Source organism: Lactonifactor longoviformis (assembly GCF_042848515.1).
Taxonomy (GTDB): Bacteria; Bacillota; Clostridia; order Lachnospirales; family Lachnospiraceae; genus Lactonifactor; species Lactonifactor longoviformis.
Genome location: NZ_AP031453.1, coordinates 3,317,558 through 3,333,865, shown reverse-complemented (window position 1 = coordinate 3,333,865; position 16,308 = coordinate 3,317,558). Strand labels below are relative to the sequence as shown.

The window sequence follows — 16,308 nt, the reverse complement described above, 5'->3', positions numbered from 1 at the left end:
GAGGATCCTGGTTTTGCCGAATACTTTTTAATCATTGCTGCGGAATCATCCGCGTGGAACAGGTCCGCCGCAAGACTCCCGCACCGTCAATTCAGGCGTCAAAAGAATTTCTTTCTTTGGGAAAGACGCATCTTCCAGCCGTTCAAACAGCAGTTCTGCTGCAATAGTCCCCATCTCATAAGCTGAAACATCCACACAAGTAAGAGGTGAATAACAGATAGAGGCCCAGTCCGGTTCGTAAAAGGCCACCACGGAGATTTCTTCAGGCACTTTTATGTTATGCTCCTTCAGATATGTGAGACAACCCAGGGTCATCAGATTATTAGCCACAAAAATCGCGGTTGGAGGCGTCTCCAGCCGTAGAAGTTCATGGGCCGCCCGATGCGCGGATTCAACCGTGAAATCACAGTTGATAATATAGGATTCATTTTCTTCAATTCCTTGATCCTTCAGGGCATCCAGATAACCTTTCAGGCGCATACGACCGGGATAGGTGTCCTGCTTTCCGCATATGGTGGCAATTTTTCTGTGCCCCCTGCGGATCAGATGGGTAGTTGCCCGGTAGGCACCATAGTGGTCATCGATACCTACAAAATCCGCTTCCACGGAAGAACATTTGCGGCTGATCATAACAAAAGGAATGTCGTTATAATTGATCTTATTTAAACTGGTATCCTCTTCGGAGACTACAGAGATAACAAAGCCATCGCAGAGATGCCCCCGTATGCTGTCCAGATATCCGTTCTGCTTGGCTGTATTTTCATCAGTGTTGCACAGAAGGAGGCGATATTTATTTTTTAGGCACACATCCTCTACTCCCCTGGCAATGCTGGTATAAAAGGGGTTGCATACATCGGGGATTACCAGTGCAATCTGGTTGGTTTTTCCGCGTATCATACTTTGTGCCACGGTATTGGGGGTATATCCCAATTCCTCAATTGCTTTTAAAACCTTAACCCTGGTCTTTTCGGATCCGAATCCGGGTTCGTTCAATACTCTGGAGATTGTGGATACAGAAAGCCCCAAAGTATTTGCCACATCTTTTAAGGTTACCATATAGGGAATATCCTTTCTTTTATACAAATATAAATTCATCTTATCGGTCAATAATTTGGAAGAAAGTACTAACTTTAAACTACAGTATAAAGCATAAGTCACAAAAATGGAAGATAGGACAAATAAAAAGGCCTTAAGGATTGACAGGAAATAAGTAAAACGTTATATTTAAAAATATAAAGAAATAGTTTTAAAATAAATCAATTAAACAATATTTAATGAAATATATAACATAAAATACATAAATAGTCATTCATTATTGGATAAAAATACTCATATAACCCCTAAAATAGTTTATTAAAATAAAACGTTATATTAAGAAAGGAGCTAGTTATTATGAGTGCAGAATTATCTTCAAGAGAACGGGTGAACCGGACCCTCAGACATCAGGAGGCGGACAGAATCCCGCTGGACCTGGGCAGTACCCCGTTTACTACGGTGCATCTGGAGGTTGCCAAGGATTTGAACCGATACCTGGGGGAAGCGCAGGAATCCTATGAATTTATTTCTTTCAGTGCCCAGGCAGTGAAACTGAACCCTCAAGTGTCGAAAAAGCTTAACATTGACACCTGCGGAGTGACAACACGCCTGCCGGATTCCTATCGTATGAGAATTGATGAGACGAATTCTTACGAGGATGAGTGGGGGATTCGGTACAGAAAGGTTCCTGCATCCTATCAGTATGACTTTATACAACATCCTCTGGAAGAGGCGGATTTGGACGATCTGGAAAATTTTCAATTTCCGGATCCGGTTGAGGAGACAAGATTTGCCGGATTCAGAGAAAATGTGAAACAGATTTATGAGGAGACAGACAAGGCGATCGTTTTAAATCCCCCCTATGGCTGTCAGATTATGGCTGTAGAAGCCTGGCTGACCGGTTTTGAGCGTCATTACTGTGATATAGCCGCTGACCAGGAATTCATCCACGCACTGTCGAGACGGCTTATGGACTGGTATATGAGATGGCTGGACCGGGCGCTGGACGAGGTGGGGGAATATATCTCGGTGATTGCCTGCGCCGATGATCTGGGGATTCAGTCAGGCCCCATGATTCGGCCGGAGACGTATCGGGAGCTGTTTCAGCCATACCATAAAGAATTGTATTCTTTCATCAAAAAGCGGACAGATGCCAGGATATTTCTGCATTCCTGCGGCTCTGTGGTTCAGTTTATGGACGACATTATTGAGAACGGAGTAGATATTCTGAATCCTGTGCAGGTTACTGCAAAAGATATGGACACTAAATTTTTAAAAGAACGGTGGGGGGATAAGATTACCTTCTGGGGCGGAGGGTGCAATGCCCAGAAGGTACTTCCATTCGGAACCTTAGATGAGGTTGAGGCGGAAGTGCGTATGAGAATCGATGATTTGAAGCCGGGGGGAGGTTTTGTGTTTGCGCCCATACATAATATCCTGCCGGGTATCAGCGGAGAAAAAGTAAATGCCATGTACCGTGTAGCAAAAGAGTACGGGACCTATGGCCAAAAGGAGGAAAAGTAACCCATTACGTTTGCCAAGCGGAGAGAAAGAAGGAAGATACTATGGATGAAATTAATCAAAAACTGCCTATATCAAAATTAAGTGTTTTAGGATTGCAGCATGTGTTAATCTTGTATTTCAGCTCTGTCTCAGTGCCTTTGATTGTGGGAAATGCTTTGAAGCTTTCTACAGGTGAGATTGCGTTTCTGATCAATGCCAGCCTGCTGTGCGCAGGGATTGCAACCCTGGTACAGAGCATCGGATTCGGAAAATATGTTGGACTTAAGATGCCTGTAATGCAGGGAATGACACTGATGGCTTCCGGTGCCCTGACAGCAATCGCTACAAGCTATGATATTCAGACCGTATTCGGAGCCGTGATCGCGGCTGGTGTAGTCTGTCTGGTCATTGGCCCTGTGTTTAGTAAGCTTATGCCTTTGTTTCCCAACATTGTGCGGGGCTGCGTCATCAGCGTAGTTGGACTCACTCTGATTCCGGTAGCTGTCAATTGGATTGCCGGGACAAAGGATACCGAGCTGTACGGACATCCCACAAATTTCCTGTTGGCCCTTATCGTTGTGGCGGTTATAGTGGTCTTAAACAAATTCTGTACAGGCTTTGTTAAAAACATTGCTGTTTTAATTGCTTTGTGCGCAGGGTTTGCGGCTGCTCTGGCAATGGGAAGAGTGGATCTGTCGGGCGTATCCCAGGCCTCCTGGTTCGGTGTAACTCTGCCCTTCCACTTTGGACTGCCTAAATTTGCCCTTACTCCTATTGTATCGCTCAGTGTGGTTATGCTGGTAATCATGGCAGAGTCTATTGTGATTTATCTGGCCATCGGAGAAATTGTAGAGCATGATACAACGGAAAAAGATATGTCCAGAGGCTTCATAGCGAATGGTATCAATGTTATATTTTCAGGGATTTTCAACTCCTTTGTGTTTACTTCCTTCACACAGAATATAGGACTTGTTGCGCTGACAAAGATAAAAAGCCGCTTTACCACAGCCGCTGGAGGCGTTATCCTGATTCTTTTGGGATTCTTTCCCAAAATAGCTACGATTGTAGCATCGATCCCTTCACCGGTACTGGGAGGAGTGGGGATTGTGGTTTTTGCTACCATTACAGCCAGCGGGATCAAAACCATGATGAGCGCGGATATCTCGAAAGGCGATAATTCATTGATTGCAGCTCTTTCTATTGGTGTGGGCCTTGGATCCACACTTCTGAAAAGCGCAGGGGCATTTGCTGCCTTCAGCCCTAATATTCGTATTTTTCTGGAAGATGGTGTGATAACAGGCTGTATTACTGCTGTAGTCTTAAACCTGATTTTTAATGGCTACAGGGAAAAAGAAAAGAAATGAATGGAAAGCCGGATGCAGAAGCTGCTGTATCCGGCTGGATTTGCACTTGGAAGCAGGATGGCAATAGTGGGGTGCATGATATGAAAGAATGCCAGGCCATATTGGAAATGAATCATATATACAAACAATATTCCGGAATAACCGTGCTTGAAGATGTTACATTCCGGGCTTATCCGGGAGAGGTGCAGGTACTTCTGGGAGCCAACGGAGCAGGTAAATCCACACTGATGAATATAGTCTCCGGAGTTACCGCCTGTGACAGGGGCAGGATATATATCGGAGACAGAGAAGTGTGCATCCGCAGTGCGGCAGATGCCGCTAGGGAAGGGATTGCAATGATTCATCAGGAACTAAGCCTCTTTCAGGAAAGAAGCGTGTATCAGAATATCTTTATGGGAAACGAGAGGATGAAAAAGAACCTTCCGTTCTGGACAGATTCCAAACGCATGGAGGAGGAGAGCCGCAAGGTGCTGGAGGAAATGGGATTTGCGATAAATCCGGGGGAGACCGTGAAAAATTTGAGCATTGCCCAGCAGCAGATTGTAGAGATCGCCAAAGCTGTGTGGAAGCGGGCAGACATTTTAATCATGGATGAACCTACCTCCAGTCTGACAGAGGCCGAGGTTGCCCGGCTGTTTTGCCTGATTCGAAGGCTGAAGGAACAGGGATGCGCCATAATTTATATCTCCCATAAGCTGGATGAGCTATTCCGGATAGGGGACAGAATAACCGTATTATTCCAGGGAAAAGTATGTCTGGAGGAATCCATGAAGCAGGTGACAAAAGAACAGCTGGTGAAATCCATGAGCGGAAAAGAGGTGCAGCGGGTAAAAAAGGTTAGCTGTGCGCTTCCCCAGGAGGCCCTGCGCGCTGTGAATCTGAACGGGAGAAGATTCAGAGACTGCAGCTTCTATGTAAAAAAAGGAGAGATTGTTGCTCTGACCGGCATGGTAGGTGCCGGAAGAAGCGAACTGGTAAAAGCAATATTCGGCGCGGATGCGCTGCGGAGCGGAGACATATATCTGTTCGGAAAACGGGTTTCGGGGAGACCATCCCCTTCCGCCAGCATTGCAGGAAGGATAGGATTTCTCCCGGAGGAAAGGAAACAGCAGGGATTGATTATGGGAATGGACGTGGGAAAGAATATTGTGCAGGCAGATCTGCCCAGACTCTTTCCCAAAAGGATTCTGAGCAGAAAGAAGGAGAGGGAGACGGCTCGGACCTTTGCCGGGGAAGTAATGTATACACAGGGGATTCAACGGCTTCCGGAAAAGCTAAGCGGCGGGAATCAGCAAAAAGTGGTGTTGGCAAAATGGCTCTGTACAGACAGTGATTTACTGATTTTTGATGAGCCTACTAAAGGAATTGATGCGGCGGCACGGGCAGAAATCTACCAGCAGATTCTCGATCTTGCCGGGAAGGGTAAAGGGATTCTCCTGGTATCATCGGATCCGGCAGAGGTACTTCAGCTCAGCGACCGTGTCTATGTAATGAGAGAAGGCAAGATCTGCAAAGAACTGGCAAGAAGTGAGCTGACTGCAAATAAGATTGTAGCGTCAGAATTATAAGGATGTTGCTTATGGAGAAAAAAAGAGTAAAATACAAAACGAATTTTGGGATGAAAAACACTTCGGCGCTTACCGGGACGATTATGGTGTTCCTGCTGTTTTCCATTTTGTCCGATGATTTTCTTACGGTATATAATATCTCAAACGTTTTGAAAAATTGTGCCGTTCTTCTGATAGCGTCCATGGGGACAACCATGGCTATTCTGCTGGGCAGCAATGATATCTCTGTGGGATCTGTTATGTCCCTAGGAGGGATAATCACGGCAATGCTGATAAAAGGCGGTGCGGATCCGGCTTTGGCTGCCGCCGCAGGATTGGCGGCAGGACTGGGCGCTGGTCTTATCAATGGGATTCTTATCGTATATTTTCAGGCTAACTTCTGGGTTGCAACATTTGCCATGTACAGTATTGCCCAGGGGATTGCCCTGATTCTAAGCGACGGCAATGGGATTGCCGGATTTCCCGGCGGCTTCCGGTTTCTGGGAACAGGCAAAGTGTTCGGCGTATATTTTATTATCCTTCTGGCCGCCGCCTTACTGGCGCTGATGTATGTCCTGCTGAATAAAACCAGGTTTGGAGGATATATCTATGCCATAGGAGAAAGTGAGCGCATTGCGGGCATTACAGGAATTCCAACCGGTAAAGTAAAGCTGCTGGTATTTACCCTCAGCGGGTTATGTGCAGGAACCGCCGGGATCCTTCTGGCGGCCAAGACAAATGTTGCCATGCCTTCAGGGGGAGCGGGGTACGAATTTGATGCGATAGCAGCGGTAATCATAGGCGGAACCTCCCTGGACGGAGGAAAGGGAAGCGTACTGGGAACTGCTGTGGGGGTTTTCTTAATCACTGTTATAAGAAACGGACTGACCGTTATGGGCCTGTCATCGGTGTTTCACTACCTGGTCATCGGTCTGATTATAATGGCGGTTATTGTTGTGGATGTCTTGCAGATACAGCTTCGAGAGAACAGAAAAGAGAGTGATGCTCGTGAATGTAAATAAAAAAACAGTTATCTCCGCTTATCTTCCCCAACTGCTGCTTCTGGCGGCGGTGATCCTGTTCCTGGGCAGGGAGGCGGAAGGGTTTCTGACCTTGTCAAACCTTAGAAATGTGCTGGTCATGCAGGTGCCTTTTCTTTTTCTTCTGAGTATGGGAATGACGATTTCCGTAGTGGTAAAAGGGCTGGATCTGTCGATTGGAGCGAATATGGCGTTGTCCAGCTGTGTCGCCGGTTTGGTGATTAAAAGCCAGGGAATGGCGGCCGGGATAGCAGCAGGCATTCTGGCAGGATGTCTGCTGGGAGCTGTCAACGGCCTTCTCATAGCGAAAGTAAAGCTTCCGGCCTTTATCGCTACTTATGGAATGGATTGGATTGGGAAAGGACTCTGCTATGTTCTGATGATGGGAACAACCGCCTATGGGTTTCCAAAAGCCTTAAGAGAGCTCAGCAGCGGTGAGACGGCAGGAATTTCCAATCTGCTGCTGGCGGCAGGAATTATCTATGGCATATATAGCTTTATACTCTACCATACGGTTCCGGGCAGAAATATCTATGCCATAGGACTGAATCTGGAAGGGGCCAGATTCAGCGGTGTGATGGCCGACAGGACAATGATCTGTGCCTATATTATGAATGGATTTCTGGCGGCGGTAACAGGACTTTTGTATATTGGCCAGCTGGACGCGGTTGATCCAACCATAGCGGAGGGGTGGAACATAAAGCTGATTGCTGCAGTTCTGATTGGAGGAGCTTCCATGAGCGGCGGAAAAGCAGACTTAAACCATACTCTGCTGGGCGTGCTGATTCTCAGTTTCCTGACAAATGGCATTAATCTTCTGGGAATCTCGTCTCTCTGGCAGCAGCTGGTGATCGGCCTAGTAATTATATGTTCTATATTTATGGATAAGTTCAGCAGGCTTATCCTGGAATATCGGGAGAAGCAAAACTGGATAAAAAGGGAGGGGAGCCTATGAAACGCAGTCTTTCCTGGGGAATCTGCTGTGTGCTGGCAGTGGTGCTGATAATAAAAGGTATTGCAGGGAGCGGTGAGGAGGCGCAAAGGCCGCAGAGAGCTGCTGTGATCTTAAAAGGGCTGACAACCTCATACTGGTATGCAGTAAAAAGCGGTGCAGAGGACGCGTCCAGAGAGCTGGGGGTGGATGTTGATATTATGGCTCCTGTAAAAGCGGACAGCAATGAGCTGCAGCTGCAGCTTTTGGAGGAGGCTGTGGGAAGCCAGTATGATGTAATCTGCATCAGTCCCGCAGACTCAAAGGGAATACTGCCTGGAATCGAATTGGCGAACGATGCGGGAATTCCTGTGATTAACTATGCTACCCCGATCACAGGGGATGTACAGGTTGCCAGCTTTATCAGAATCCAGGACTTTGACGCTGAATATACAGTGGCAAAAAAACTATGTGAAATGATTCAGGAGGGAGAAGTAATAATTCTGGAAGGCCCTGCCGGGCAGCAGAACGCTCAGGATAAGACAGAGGGGGCAAAAGCTGCCATAAAAGAATTTCCCGGGATTCAGCTTGCGGCGTCTCAGACGGCAAACTGGATCCGCAATGAAGCCTTTGTGGTAACGCAGAATCTCCTTCAGGCTCACCCGGATATAAAAGGAATTATTGCCTGCAATGATGACATGGCTGTGGGTGCATCGGAAGCAGTGGAGACAGCAGGGAAAAAGGGGGAAATCTATATCAGCGGGATGAACTGTGCGGTATTTGCGCTGGAAGCTCTGAAGGAGGGGAAGATCCAGGTGACGATAGACGTTATGGCTTATGAACTGGGATATGAGGCAGTAGCTGTGGCGAAGGAGATTATGGACGGCCAGAACTATGAAAAGGATATTGTTATGGAGACAGAGCTTTGTGATCTTTCTAATGTAGAAGAAATGTTAAAAAAGCATAGAAGAATCGAAGGAAAATGAGAAAAGACCGGGAGGAACAGATGAAATCTTTGTGCCAACGTGTTATACTTAACAAAACCAGAGAACACCGGAGGCAGAGATGGACAGGGGAAAAAGACTATCAGACAGTATTGCGGATACTCTCTTATCAATGATTGTAATAGATAAAAAATTCCGTCCCGGGGATAAATTGCCCAATGAAAATGAGCTTTCCATGGAATTAAATATCAGCCGGACAACCCTAAGAGAGGCTATCCGTATCCTTGCCGCAGGAAATGTGGTAGAGATAAAAAGAGGAAAGGGCACCTTTGTGCGGGAAGATTTCACGGATCCTTCTATGGAGAATCTGTCAAATCTGACAGTGGCAAAGGTTGATGCTGAGGATCTGTATGAGATGCGGCTGATTTTCGAACCAGAAGCTGCATATTATGCCGCAAAGCGTTCTACAGAGTCTGAATTGAAGAATATTCTTTCGATGGGTGAAAAAATAGAGCGCTATATCCAGGAGGGAAAAGACAGGACAGAAGTGGAGCAGGAATTCCACAAAGCAATTGCAAGAGCATCACACAATGAATTCATGAACCGGCTAATGCCGATTATTTACAAGGCCATTGATAAAGGGGTGGTGCTTTCGGAGACAAAAAAAGAGGCTGTGGAGGATACAATTTCTGATCACAGAATGCTTATGAACTTCATCAAAAACAGGAACGCAGAGGGTGCCCGGTATGCGATGAAGATTCATATTATGCATGCCATTGAGCAGCTGGGGTTGGAAAAATAGAAATGAGACGTTGCAGTGCAGGCGAAAGTTGGCTTGCGGGCGGCGTCTTTTTCTCCCTCTCAGCTCCTAAAGCCAACCCCCCTCGGTACAGGTTTTCTCTCACCTGATGATTAGGGAGGTTCCAGAAAAGAGAAAACAGACAATATCGTTGACAGCAGACAACACACAACGTATAATAAAATAAACAAATAACAGAGAGCAGGGAGGAAATTAGGATGAGAAGTGACAGAATTACACAGGGGATTAACGCTGCGCCTCAGAGGGCACTGCTGCATGCGCTGGGGCTTACCGATAAGGAGCTGGGTAAACCTTTGATAGGTATCGTAAGCTCCTACAATGAGATAGTTCCCGGCCACATGAACATTGATAAAATTGTAGAGGCAGTCCGGCAGGGAGTGCTGCAGGCTGGAGGGATACCTTTTGTATTTCCTGCTATTGCAGTTTGTGACGGAATTGCCATGGGGCATGAGGGTATGAAATATTCCCTTGTCACCAGGGAACTGATCGCGGACTCTACAGAGGCAATGGCTGCTGCTCATCCGTTTGACGGGCTGGTTATGGTCCCTAACTGTGATAAAAATGTACCTGGACTTCTTATGGCTGCAGCCAGGATAAACATTCCTGCAGTTTTTGTAAGCGGAGGGCCTATGCTGGCAGGCAGGATGAGGAAGGGGAGGATTAGCTATTCTACGGTATCAGAGGCGGTGAGTCAGTTTAAAACCGGAAAGATTGACCGGGATACACTGAGCGGTTACGAACATGCTGCATGTCCAACCTGTGGTTCCTGTTCCGGTATGTTTACAGCCAACAGCATGAACTGTCTTACCGAGGTTCTTGGCATGGCACTGCAGGGGAATGGGACGGTGCCTGCTGTATTCTCGGAGCGCCTGAGGCTGGCAAAGGAGACAGGAATGCAGATTATGGAGATGGTGAGAAATAACAGAATCCCAAGAGACATTATGACCCGGGAAGCGTTCTGCAATGCTCTGACCATTGATATGGCACTGGGATGTTCCACGAACAGTGTACTGCATCTTCCGGCCATTGCCTATGAATGCAATGTGTCTCTGGATTTGGATGTGGTCAATGAGATCTCGGAAAAAACACCTAATCTCTGCCATCTGGCACCGGCAGGAGAACATTATATAGAGGACCTGTACGAAGCAGGAGGGATTTATGCGGTGATGAACGAGATTCATAAGCTGCAGCTGCTGCATGAGGAATCACTGTTCTGCAACGGAAAAACTTTAGGTGAAAATATACAGGGACATGTAGTTCAAGACTATGATATCATTCGAAGTGTTGAGAAGCCATACAGCAGGCAGGGAGGGATTGCAGTTCTGAAAGGAAATCTTGCTCCGGAAGGATGTGTGGTGAAGCGATCAGCGGTAGCAGAAAATATGATGCATCATACAGGGCCGGCCAGAGTCTATGACAGGGAAGAGGAGGCGCTGGAAGCTATATACAATGGGGCAATGAAAGAGGGAGATATCGTAGTAATACGTTTTGAAGGTCCTAAGGGAGGTCCGGGTATGCGGGAAATGCTGAATCCCACATCTGCTATTATGGGGAGCGGGCTGGGGGACAGCGTAGCGTTGATTACGGACGGCAGATTTTCCGGAGCCACCAGAGGGGCAGCTATCGGGCATGTCTCCCCGGAGGCGGCAGCCGGAGGAGCCATTGCACTGGTTGAGGAGGGGGACCTGATCGAGATAGATATTCCGGGGCACCGGATAGAACTGCTGGTGACAGAGGAAGAACTTCAGAGAAGAAAAGCAGCCTGGAGACCCAAACAGAGAGAGTTAAAGAGGGGATATCTGCAGAGATATGCAAAAAGTGTAACTTCGGGCGGAAGAGGAGCGGTTTTGGAATGAAAGAGAATAAATATGACCAGAAGGTCTTTTTTGAGAAGTACAGCAAAATGCATCGATCCGTACAGGGGCTGGACGGAGCCGGAGAGTGGCGGGAATTAAAAAAACTGATTCCTGATTTGCGGGGGAAGAGAGTGCTCGACCTTGGCTGCGGATATGGATGGCACTGTATCTATGCGTCTTCCTGCGGGGCGGGATACGTTCTGGGGACAGACATTTCGGAGAAGATGCTGGAGGTGGCCCGTGAAAAATCCGGACATTTGGATATTGACTACCTGCAGTGCCCGATGGAAGAACTGAGGCTGACAGAGAGCAGCTTTGATGTAGTGATTAGTTCACTTGCTTTTCACTATATAGAAGCTTTTAAGGAAATTGCTGAAAATATATGGAAATGGCTTGCGCCGGGCGGCAGCTTAGTCTTCTCAGTGGAACATCCCGTCTTTACGGCGTATGGAACCCAGGATTGGTACTACGATGGCAATGGAGAGATTCTTCACTTTCCGGTTGACAACTATTACTACGAAGGAAAGAGGGATGCAGTTTTTCTCGGAGAACATGTGACCAAGTACCACAGAACACTGACTGCTTACCTTAATACCCTTCTGGACTGCGGATTTACCATCCGCCATATAGTTGAGCCCATGCCCCCGGAAGATATGCTGGAACTTCCGGGGATGGCAGATGAGATGCGAAGGCCCATGATGCTTTTGGTGTCGGCAGAAAAAGAAGAAAAGAGATAGCAATATGCTTTGTAAAAGAGCCGGGAGAAATCGTCTTCCGGCTTTCTGCTGTCTTTGGGGAAAGGGTTGACAAAACGATAAAAAGATAATATATTACCTATATAGGTAATATATTACAGAGTGTTGGAGGATAAAGGATGTTAAATACTATGAATTTTGACGGGATGGATTCCATGCACTTTCTGGTTGGACTTCTGAACGAATTTGTCAATAGACTGCAGACAAAGGGAGATAGTTTTTTTAAAGAAATCAGCTGGAAGCAATGTTTTCTTCTGATCTGCATTAAACTGTTTGACAAACCGCCTGCTATTAGTGAATTATCAGGAGCCATAGGCACTTCACATCAAAATGTAAAGCAAATGCTTTTGAAACTGGAAAAGGGAGGATATATCAAACTTTTCCACGATTCAGAGGATCGCAGAAAGCAGAGGGTTATGATCTCTGAAAAAGGAATTGCCTTCGACCAAAAATATGCTGAGCCAAGCCGGGAATTTATGGAGCAGCTGTTCAGCGGCATAGACTCGGAGGAACTCAAGGTGACAGTGAAAACTATGATGAAGCTGGACAGTAATTTAAAGGAGATGCGTGAATGAACAGAATCGTGGTATATCAAAGTGAGACAGGGTTTACCAGGCAGTATGCTGAATGGATAGGGGCTGCTCTGGGGTGTGAAGCTAAGCCGTTAAAACATATTTCTCCCCAAGAGTTAAAAAAATATGAAGGTGTAATCTTCGGCGGTTGGATTATGGGAAATATGATTATGGGGCTTGAGAAGATAAGAAAAGTGATGCCGTGTGATTTTATTGTGTTTGCTGTGGGGGTTTCCCCGAAAAGTGACGTGCTGATACGTGAGATAAAAGAGCAGAATAAACTGGGGAACACTCCGTTTTTTTATCTGGAGGGCGGATTCCGCCAGGAACAGCTGGGGGTTGTAAAAAGGATGATGCTGAAAATGGTCAAAAAGTCAGTGCTGAAAAAGGAAAATAAGACAGAGCAGGATCTGTTCATGGCCCGGGCTCTGGGGACATCCTTCGACCATTCCGATGAAACCTTCATTCTGCCGCTGGTGAATTTTGCACGCTCGGAGTGAGTTCTTTGAATTTGTAATAAGCCGGTTGCGCAATATAGCCTGCGCAACCGGCCTTTCTGCTATAGATCTTTTATAGATCTTTCACCTTTGCCCACAGTTCAATGCAGCAGTCTTTCTCAAATGGGCGGAAATACTTTTGGATTAGTATATTTTCAGGAATGAGGCTGTGGGCGGGCAGCCATACGTCATACAGATATCTGCTGGCCTTATACAGAGCTTCGTCTACCAACAGCTCGAAAGTCTCCGCAGTATACCGGCATACAATATATGTGCCTGCCGGCATCGTGCGGGTCTCGCTGCCTCCTGTGCCCCAGATATCCTCAATACCTACAAAGTAGTTAAAATACCCCGGGCGATCGGAAAGGGTTAAAATGTCTGCCCCGATCGCATTAGCAGGGAGATCCCGTGCCACGGTATCCCACAGATCTGCGAGCATATTCACTTTCGGCTGGCCGAGTTCCTCTGCTTTGGCAAGTTTGCTTTGTCCGGTGAATACTATATCCTGCTCTACCAGGCGCCGGGAGATCTCCAAAACCATCTGATCCGTAACAAGAGGTTCCTGAATATCTGCCATTGTATGGTTCAAAGAAAGATCCGGCTTAGGGTAAACGTCCAGATGCACCTCACTTTTGCGGTAAGCATCCGGTGTAATCCCATACACTTCCTTAAAAACTGAGGAGAATGAGCTGTGACTCTGAAATCCGCATGCCACTGCCACCTCCAGGATACTTTTTTTTGTTTCTTCTCTCAGCACTCTGACCGATCTGGCCAGACGCCGCAATCGGATATACTCCATAACGCTTTTTCCTGTCAGCCGCTGAAACAGCCGCTGAAAATAAAATTTAGACAGATGACAGGCGGATGCCAGATCCTCTATGCGTATTTCCTCCCCACAATGTGCCTCAATATAATCTACAGCAATTTGAATAGATTCCCATGCGTACATAATCGTTACCTCCTGAACTGTATTCTATCACGAATCTTAAAGAGATATTTGCTCCAGAATGCCTTTTTGCATTTTTGCGCTGACAGGTACATGGTATCTTTTATATACTATGTCTCTTATAAGTGCCTATCCCACTTCAAAGTGCGTACTTTTCAAAAGATACTGAAGGCTTTATGATACTTGTATAAACAGCAGCTGTTGTAGGAAACTCAAAATATCTGCGGGGCAGCTTTTCAGGCGTGTCCCGGTATGTAAATAAGAAAGGAAGCAGAGGAAATGAGGAAAGTAGTAGAATTTTTACAGGCGAATCCGGTACAGTATCTGGCAACCGTGGGCAGAGACGGGAAAGCAAAATGCCGTCCGTTTATGTTCAGCTTTGAAAAAGACGGTAAGCTTTGGTTCTGCACGAATAACCAGAAAGAGGTTTATAAGGATATGCAGGAAAACCCGGAAGTGGAGATTAGTATATCCGACGCATCCTATGCCTGGCTTCGTCTGCACGGAACCGCTGTATTTGAAGATAATATGGAAGTGAAGGAAGGCTGCATGGAAAATCCTATTGTGAAAGGGCAGTATAATACTGCTGATAATCCGATTTTTACCGTATTTTATCTGGACCATCCCCACGGCGTGATTGCCGATTTTTCCGGCAATCCTCCTTATGAATTCTAGAGGTGATTACAGTGGATGCCATTGCAGAACTGTGTGAAAAGATGAAGCAGGCAGAGGCTGTCATTGTAGGAGCAGGGGCTGGTCTTTCTGCCTCTGCCGGCTTTTCCTACAGGGGAGAGCGCTTCCGCCAATATTTTTGGGACTTTGCAGAAAAATACCACTTCGATGATATGTACTCCGGAGGGTTTTACCCTTACGATACGCTGGAGGAATACTGGGCCTACTGGAGCCGGTATGTTTGGATTAACCGTTATATGGATGCTCCTAAGCCTGTCTATCAGAAACTTTTGGAATTGCTGAGAGATAAAGAGTACTTTGTGCTCACTACAAATGTTGACCACCAGTTTCAAACCGCCGGTTTTGAGAGGCAGAGGCTTTTCTATACACAGGGGGATTACGGACTGTTCCAGTGCAGCAAGCCCTGCCACAGAAAAACCTACGATAATGAAGAAACCATCCGCCGGATGTTTGAGCAGCAGAAAGATATGCTGGTACCCACGGAACTGATTCCGCGCTGTCCGGTGTGCGGCAGGCCTATGAGTATGAATCTCCGTGCGGATCAGACCTTTGTTGAAGATCAGGGGTGGCATCTCGCTGCGGAGAGATATGCATTGTTTCTGCAGCGGCATCAGAACCGGCGGCTTCTGTTTCTGGAGCTGGGTACGGGGTATAATACGCCGGGGATTATAAAATATCCGTTTTGGCAGATGACTCAACAGGAGCCCGGGGCTTTTTATATCTGTGTCAATAACAGAGAGGCGTTTGCCCCGAAAGATATAGGCGGCAGGTCTCTGTGTATTGACAGGGACATCGGAGAGGTTCTTGAGCGTGCTTTGGCCTGGAACATGCAGGTGTATACCGGAACAAAGCCTGAGAAAGGAGCAGGTAATGGATCAGGATGAGAGATTGGACAGATTGCTGAGAGGATTCTGTGAGGACTCTTTGGATTACAAAAATTTGAAAGTGGAGAAAGAGGAGAGGAGAAACGCTCTGCGCGCCCTTATGAATCTCCGGATGCCCGGACCCCTTCCGGAGAAGCTTCTGCAGCTTCAGGACGACTTCCTTCGGGAAGAAGCCAGGGAGAAGGGAATCGTAACCCCGGAACAAATTCCATCCGTGAAGGAACAATATGGAGTCTTTGGCAGGCTTGCAGAGAGGATTTCTGTGTGGCAGGGAGATATTACCAGGCTCGCCGCAGATGCTGTTGTCAATGCGGCAAACTCCGGTATGCTGGGATGCTTTGTGCCCTGCCACAGATGCATTGACAATGCCATTCACTCCGCGGCAGGAGTACAGCTGAGACAGGAGTGCTTTGAACTTATGGAGAAGAAACGGAAGCTGTACGGGGCGGATTATGAGGAACCCACCGGCGGCGCAGAGATAACGCTGGCTTACAACCTGCCTGCAAACTACGTGATCCATACGGTGGGTCCTGTTGTGCACGGGAGTCTCAGCCGCTCCCTGGAGCAGGAACTGAGAAATTGTTATCAGTCATGTTTGAAGTGTGCTTCTGCACACAACATAAAAAGCCTTGCGTTCTGCTGTATTTCCACAGGAGAATTTCATTTTCCCAATGAAAGAGCGGCAGAGATCGCTGTGAAAACAACAGCGGCGTATCTGGAAGAGCATGCGGAAATAGAAAAGGTTATCTTTAATGTATACAAAGATTGCGATCTGGAGATCTATCAATCTGTTATTGAGCAGCGGATCTGACCATGCAAATGCTGCTATTTATATTGGATTGCATAGGGCCAAATATCATTTTTTCTTTTTTACTCTGACACATCTTCTTATCTCCTAAATATATTCATGGTTCATAAGGG

General features: G+C 46.8%; 16 protein-coding genes. 14 read left to right on the top strand and 2 right to left on the bottom strand.

The features are described 5' to 3' along the window. Positions 1–45: 45 nt before the first annotated feature. On the bottom strand, positions 46–1,056 hold the full coding sequence (locus ACGHCT_RS15250; protein ID WP_072853084.1) for a LacI family DNA-binding transcriptional regulator: 1,011 nt from the start codon (positions 1,054–1,056) through the stop codon (positions 46–48). A 336-nt stretch (positions 1,057–1,392) separates the two neighbouring features. On the opposite strand from ACGHCT_RS15250, the gene ACGHCT_RS15245 reads away from it, so the two are divergent. The 11 genes from ACGHCT_RS15245 (at position 1,393) to ACGHCT_RS15195 (ending at position 12,867) form a co-directional block, all read left to right on the top strand. After that, positions 1,393–2,559, top strand: coding sequence for a uroporphyrinogen decarboxylase family protein (locus ACGHCT_RS15245; RefSeq protein WP_390436653.1), 1,167 nt, complete (start codon positions 1,393–1,395; stop codon positions 2,557–2,559). Positions 2,560–2,600: 41 nt separating this feature from the next. After that, positions 2,601–3,902, top strand: coding sequence for a nucleobase:cation symporter-2 family protein (locus ACGHCT_RS15240; protein WP_084067974.1), 1,302 nt, complete (start codon positions 2,601–2,603; stop codon positions 3,900–3,902). Next, positions 3,899–5,470 (top strand): sugar ABC transporter ATP-binding protein, encoded by a 1,572-nt coding sequence (locus ACGHCT_RS15235; protein WP_390436651.1) that lies wholly within the window; start codon positions 3,899–3,901, stop codon positions 5,468–5,470. The genes ACGHCT_RS15240 and ACGHCT_RS15235 overlap by 4 nt, the downstream gene beginning before the upstream one ends. Positions 5,471–5,481: 11 nt before the next feature. Then, positions 5,482–6,471, top strand: coding sequence for an ABC transporter permease (locus ACGHCT_RS15230; protein WP_390436649.1), 990 nt, complete (start codon positions 5,482–5,484; stop codon positions 6,469–6,471). Then, a complete protein-coding gene (locus ACGHCT_RS15225; RefSeq protein WP_158641008.1) occupies positions 6,458–7,444 on the top strand; it encodes an ABC transporter permease in 987 nt (328 codons plus the stop codon). The genes ACGHCT_RS15230 and ACGHCT_RS15225 overlap by 14 nt, the downstream gene beginning before the upstream one ends. Continuing rightward, on the top strand, positions 7,441–8,406 hold the full coding sequence (locus tag ACGHCT_RS15220) for a sugar ABC transporter substrate-binding protein (protein ID WP_390436647.1): 966 nt from the start codon (positions 7,441–7,443) through the stop codon (positions 8,404–8,406). Before ACGHCT_RS15225 ends, ACGHCT_RS15220 begins: the two co-directional genes overlap by 4 nt. A 79-nt stretch (positions 8,407–8,485) precedes the next feature. Continuing rightward, positions 8,486–9,166, top strand: coding sequence for a FadR/GntR family transcriptional regulator (locus ACGHCT_RS15215; protein WP_072853074.1), 681 nt, complete (start codon positions 8,486–8,488; stop codon positions 9,164–9,166). 215 nt (positions 9,167–9,381) lie between these two features. Next, positions 9,382–11,040 (top strand): dihydroxy-acid dehydratase, encoded by a 1,659-nt coding sequence (ilvD, locus tag ACGHCT_RS15210; protein ID WP_390436646.1) that lies wholly within the window; start codon positions 9,382–9,384, stop codon positions 11,038–11,040. Next, positions 11,037–11,777: a bifunctional 2-polyprenyl-6-hydroxyphenol methylase/3-demethylubiquinol 3-O-methyltransferase UbiG gene (locus ACGHCT_RS15205; protein WP_072853070.1), complete on the top strand. Its 741-nt coding sequence runs from the start codon at positions 11,037–11,039 to the stop codon at positions 11,775–11,777. Before ilvD ends, ACGHCT_RS15205 begins: the two co-directional genes overlap by 4 nt. A 137-nt stretch (positions 11,778–11,914) precedes the next feature. Beyond that, entirely contained in the window at positions 11,915–12,370 is a 456-nt protein-coding gene (locus ACGHCT_RS15200; protein WP_072853068.1) for a MarR family winged helix-turn-helix transcriptional regulator, read from the top strand. Then, positions 12,367–12,867, top strand: coding sequence for a flavodoxin domain-containing protein (locus ACGHCT_RS15195; RefSeq protein WP_072853067.1), 501 nt, complete (start codon positions 12,367–12,369; stop codon positions 12,865–12,867). The genes ACGHCT_RS15200 and ACGHCT_RS15195 overlap by 4 nt, the downstream gene beginning before the upstream one ends. 70 nt (positions 12,868–12,937) lie before the next feature. Here the strand turns inward: ACGHCT_RS15195 and ACGHCT_RS15190 are convergent, their stop codons facing one another. After that, positions 12,938–13,813, bottom strand: a complete 876-nt coding sequence (locus ACGHCT_RS15190) for an AraC family transcriptional regulator (RefSeq protein WP_072853065.1) — start codon at positions 13,811–13,813, stop codon at positions 12,938–12,940. 276 nt (positions 13,814–14,089) lie between these two features. Between ACGHCT_RS15190 and ACGHCT_RS15185 the strand changes: the two genes are divergently transcribed. The 3 genes from ACGHCT_RS15185 to ACGHCT_RS15175 are packed head-to-tail and all read left to right on the top strand — an operon-like array spanning position 14,090 to position 16,198. Then, positions 14,090–14,485 (top strand): pyridoxamine 5'-phosphate oxidase family protein, encoded by a 396-nt coding sequence (locus ACGHCT_RS15185; RefSeq protein ID WP_072853063.1) that lies wholly within the window; start codon positions 14,090–14,092, stop codon positions 14,483–14,485. Between the two features lie 41 nt (positions 14,486–14,526). Further along, complete coding sequence (locus tag ACGHCT_RS15180; RefSeq protein ID WP_390440195.1) at positions 14,527–15,387, top strand: NAD-dependent deacetylase; 861 nt, start codon at positions 14,527–14,529, stop codon at positions 15,385–15,387. Beyond that, on the top strand, positions 15,374–16,198 hold the full coding sequence (locus ACGHCT_RS15175; RefSeq protein ID WP_390436643.1) for a protein-ADP-ribose hydrolase: 825 nt from the start codon (positions 15,374–15,376) through the stop codon (positions 16,196–16,198). Before ACGHCT_RS15180 ends, ACGHCT_RS15175 begins: the two co-directional genes overlap by 14 nt. Positions 16,199–16,308: the final 110 nt, after the last annotated feature.